This window comes from Collimonas sp., assembly GCF_044339385.1.
Taxonomy (GTDB): Bacteria; Pseudomonadota; Gammaproteobacteria; order Burkholderiales; family Burkholderiaceae_D; genus Collimonas.
In genome coordinates, this window is record NZ_JBIIVN010000179.1 from 1 (window position 1) to 4,725 (window position 4,725).

Here is a 4,725-nt window from a genome sequence, read left to right on the forward strand (position 1 = left end):
CTGCTGCTACTGCTGCTACTGCTGCTACTGCTGCTACTGCTGCTACTGCTGCTACTGCTGCTACTGCCTGGACGATATCATGTTGCCCGGTTTCAGCCGCGCCAGCGCCTGGCCGTTGCTATCGAACACATGAAAGGCATGGCTCGGCGCTGACAGGGTGATGCTGTCGCCGATATGCACGGTATTGTTGCCATCCCCGCGCATCACTATGTCCTCGCCGTTTTGCAATGTTACGTAGATGAAGTTGGCTTCACCCAGATGTTCGACAATGCTGACCTTGCCGCTGAATATTTCACCACTATGGGCGTTTTCCAGAAGATGTTCCGGGCGCAGGCCGACCGTCACGGCAGCGCCGACCCTGGCGTTTTCAGGGCTGACATTGGCGTTGATTTCCTGGCCGCTGTCGAGTTTGATCCGCAATGCATGGCGGTCGACGGCACTGACGGTGCCGTTGAATAAATTCATCTTGGGTGAGCCGATGAAGCTCGCCACGAACAGGTTTTGCGGCTGCTGGTATAGCTCCAGCGGCGACCCGGCCTGCTGGATGCTGCCGTCGTTCATCACCACGATCTTGTCGCCCAGGGTCATCGCCTCGACCTGATCATGGGTCACGTAGACGATGGTCGCTGCCAGTTGCTTATGCAGTTTGGCGATTTCGAGCCGGGTCTGAACCCGCAGCGCAGCGTCAAGATTGGATAGCGGTTCGTCGAACAGGAACAACTTCGGCTTGCGCACGATGGCGCGGCCAATCGCCACCCGCTGGCGCTGTCCGCCGGACAGTTCGCGCGGCAAGCGGTCCAGCAGATGGTCAATCTTGAGAATACTGGCGGCGTGGCGGATGCGCTGATCGATGGCGGCCTTATCGGCACCGGCGATCTTCAGGCCGAACGCCATGTTCTTGTAGACCGTCATGTGCGGATATAGCGCGTAGCTTTGGAACACCATCGCAATTCCACGTTCGGCCGGAGGCAGGTGGTTGACCACCTGGCCGCCGATCGACAGTTCGCCGCTGGTGATCGACTCTAGCCCGCACAGCATGCGCAGCAAGGTCGACTTGCCACAGCCGGAGGGGCCGACCAGAACCACGAACTCGCCGTCCTCGACTTCCAGGTTGAGATCGGCCAGCACCTTCTGCCTGCCGTCATATGATTTGGTGAGTTGTTTAATGCTTACGTTTGCCATGGAATGTCTCTTATTGCTACTTTACTTTATGGCGCCAGAAGTCAGGCCGCGAATCAATTGGCGGGAAAAGATCACGTACATGATCAGGATCGGGATCACTGCCAGCGATAGTGAGGCCAGCACCGAATTCCAGTCGGTGACGTACTGGCCGATAAACTGCTGCACCCCCAGAGTGACGGTGTTGGTTTGATCTGACGGCGCCAGGATCAGTGGGAACCACAAATCGTTCCAGACCGGGATCATCGTGAACACTGCCACCGTGGCAATCGCCGGACGGATCAGCGGCAGGATGATCTGAAAGAAAATCTTGAATTCGCCGACACCGTCGCAACGCGCTGCATCCTTGAGTTCCTTTGGAATCTGGCGTATGAATTCGGACAAGATCATCACTGCCAGCGGCAATCCTTGCGCGGTGTACACCAAAATCAGCGCAGTGCGCGTGTTGATCAGGTTGAGGCTGACGACCAGTTGCAGGATCGATACGGTACCAAGCCGAATCGGGATCATGATGCCGAGCGCCAGATAGAGCGAGATCAGGCGATTGCCCAGGAATTTATATTCCGATAGCGCCCAGCCGGCCATCGCGCCGAACAGCACGATGAGCAGCAGAGAACCGAGCGTCACCACCAGGCTGTTGCTGAAGTACAGCAAGAAGTTGGTGTTTTGCAGCACTTTTTCGAAACCGATCAGCGAGAAACTTTCCGGGTTAGGGAAGGCTAGGGGGTTATCGAAGATAGCCTCGCGCGACTTGATCGAATTAATCAGAATTAACGCAATCGGAAACAATGCGATCACGGCGTAGGCGCACAGCACCACATGCACCCAGATGCGGCCAAGGTTGGCGCGCAGATGAATGCGCAGGGGGCTGCGGCCGGAAACCCGATTGGATGGCTGCGCAGCAAGCGAAGAGATGGCAGGCATGGTTTGTCCTCGTTACAGCTCATAGCGTGTCAGCTTGCGCTGCACGAAGTAAAAATAGCCGGCCACGCCCAGCAGGATCACCAAAAACATCAGGGTGGCAACCGCCGCGCCCATGGTCGGGCTGCCGATCTGTGCCTGGTAGCCGAAGAGGGTGCGATAAAAGAAAGTCCCCAGGATGTCGGTGCTGTAATTCGGCCCGGCCAGTGCGCCCTTGACCGAATAGATCAGGTCGAATGCATTGAAGTTGGCAACGAAAGTCAGGATTGTCACGAGCCCCAATGTCGGCAGGATCAGCGGCAGCTTGATCTGCCAGAAAATGCGTAATGAACTGGCGCCCTCGGCATATGCAGCTTCCAGCACTTCTTCCGGCACCGCCAGCAATGCAGCGTAGATCAGCATCATCGGGATGCCGACGTATTGCCATACCGAGATCAGCCCAAGGGTCAGCATCGCCGTCGACTCCTGGCCCAGCCAGGGCGCAAAGTAATCGCCCAGGCCGGCATGGTTCAGCAAGCCTTCTCCAACGCCCCACAGCGGTGACAGGATCAGTTGCCAGATAAAGCCGATGATCACTACCGATAGCAGCGTCGGCAGGAAAATCAGGGTGCGGTAAGTGCGTGCGCCACGCAAGCCCTTGAGGCTGAACAGGGTGGCCAGCAGCAAGCCGATCGGATTCTGCAACAGCATGTGGATCGCGAAGAACTTCAGGTTGTTCAACATGGCGTTCCAGAATGCCTTGGACCAATCTGCATCGAACAGGATCGTGCGGTAGTTATCCAGGCCGGCAAAGCTGTGGACGCCGGCATCGTTGCCGGTATAGAAGCCAAGGCGCAGAGTGTCCAGCAGCGGCAGCGCACTAAATAGCGAATAGATGATGACCGCTGGCGCCAGGAACACGACGATGTGCCAGGGGGATTTATTTTTTTGAAGAGTCATGCGGGTTTTCTGTCAATCCAATAAGCGTAGTTTGTCAACGGGCGGCATGACGCTTGATATCGATACCGGTTTTCACCAGTGTGGCTCAGTGGCGCGGCTTAGTGCGAGCTTCAGTGTCAGGCCTCGGCGGCTGTGCGGCTTGTCGACAAGAGAGGCGGGCAATCCTGCGCCATCCCTTGCCGACTAACAGTGTTATCTCAACAGTTTATTGTTGCGGTTTGTACCACTTGGCGAAGCCGGCCTGAATTTGCGCGGCAGCTTGCTTTGGCGCCAGTTTGCCGTTGAGGACCTGGGCATTGACGTTCCACAACTGGTTTTCCATGCTTGGTTCGCCGCGATTCAAAATCTGCGCGTTCAGGCGGATCGTTGACGAGCACGATTTGCGCCAGTCGATCATCTGCTTGGCGACCGGATCCTTGACCGAGATCAGGTGATCCGACAGCGAAAAGAAGCCGGTGACTTTATTGGTGTAGATGTCGGCAAACTCTTGCGAACCCAGCCAGGCCAGGAACTTGTAGGCATCTTCCTTGTTCTTGGACTTCTTGTTGACGCCCATGCCGATATCGTTGTGATCGGAGATGTAGCACTTATCGCCAGCCTTGGGCACCGGTGGCGGGAACGCGCCCATCGAGATTTTGGAATTGTCGTTGAAGTAGGCGATATCCCAGGAGCCGGCCGGATAGATGGCGGCCTTGCCAAGCGCGAACTGGTTCTGGCTGTCGCCATAGGTTTGCGAGCTGGCGCCTTTGTTCAGGTATTTGCCCAATCTGGCCTCGTATTCAAAGGCGCTGACGAAGTTGGGATCGGTGAATTTTTCCTTGCCCGCGATCAGCGCCTTGCGGCCTTCTTCGCCCTTCCAGTAATTAGGGCTGATGCCGGTAAAGATAATTTGGCTGGATTCCCACTGATCGTTGGTGCCCAATGCCAGCGGCGCGTACTTGCCATTGCTCTTGATGGTGTCGAGTACCTTGAAAAATTCCGCTTCTGTTTTTGGCGGCTGCAGATTCAAATCCTTGAAAATCTTTTGGTTGTATAGGAAGCCGTGAATCACCGAGGCAATCGGCATGCAGAATGTGTCCTTGCCGTCATCCGTCTGCCATGCCGTCTTGCTGGAGGCAGGGAAGTGTTCCATGCCCGGCTTGCCATCGAGTTTTTCCAGGTTCCCTCTCTTGTACAGCGACAGCGAGACGTCGAACGGACGGCAGGCAATCAGGTCGCCGGCAGTGCCGCCAGCCAGGCGTGCGCTCAGGCTGGAATCGTATTCGGTCGGCGCAGTTGGCGAAAATTTGACTTCGATGCCAGGATTTTTTTTCTGGAAAGCCGGGATCAATACCGTTTCCCACAAGGTCTTGTCGTCCACGCGCCAGCTTTCGATCGTCAGGCTGCCTGCCTGGGCGGTGCCGACGGTCGCCAGAGCGATCAGGGCTGCATTGCGGATAGTACGAATTCGGTTGACCGTGTGCATCGAAGTCTCCTTTGGGATTTTTATAGATTAGAGGTGAGCAGCTTGCCGCAGGGGCTTGAACGAAGCCCGTCAAGTTGCTGCCAGCAGACATTAGCTAAAGTGGACCCATCTGTCCAGACAAATATCTGCATAGTTTAAGAAGCACTTCCTGCCTCCAATACAGCTGCGCGGCGCTGTCCCGGTTTTTCTGTTGCTCTTGGTGTTGCTGTTGATCTTGCCGT

At 56.2% G+C, this 4,725-nt stretch carries 4 protein-coding genes; all 4 read right to left on the bottom strand.

The window, feature by feature from the left end; translation table 11 throughout:
• Positions 1–60 precede the first annotated feature (60 nt).
• The 4 genes from ACIQ0R_RS11270 to ACIQ0R_RS11285 all read right to left on the bottom strand — a co-directional run bounded on the left by ACIQ0R_RS11270 (position 61) and on the right by ACIQ0R_RS11285 (position 4,504).
• A complete protein-coding gene (locus tag ACIQ0R_RS11270; RefSeq protein ID WP_395827369.1) occupies positions 61–1,182 on the bottom strand; it encodes an ABC transporter ATP-binding protein in 1,122 nt (373 codons plus the stop codon).
• A 21-nt stretch (positions 1,183–1,203) separates the two neighbouring features.
• Positions 1,204–2,103 (bottom strand): carbohydrate ABC transporter permease, encoded by a 900-nt coding sequence (locus ACIQ0R_RS11275; RefSeq protein WP_395827372.1) that lies wholly within the window; start codon positions 2,101–2,103, stop codon positions 1,204–1,206.
• A gap of 12 nt (positions 2,104–2,115) precedes the next feature.
• Positions 2,116–3,039 (bottom strand): carbohydrate ABC transporter permease, encoded by a 924-nt coding sequence (locus ACIQ0R_RS11280; RefSeq protein WP_395827375.1) that lies wholly within the window; start codon positions 3,037–3,039, stop codon positions 2,116–2,118.
• 205 nt (positions 3,040–3,244) lie between these two features.
• Positions 3,245–4,504, bottom strand: a complete 1,260-nt coding sequence (locus ACIQ0R_RS11285; protein WP_395827378.1) for an ABC transporter substrate-binding protein — start codon at positions 4,502–4,504, stop codon at positions 3,245–3,247.
• Positions 4,505–4,725: the final 221 nt, after the last annotated feature.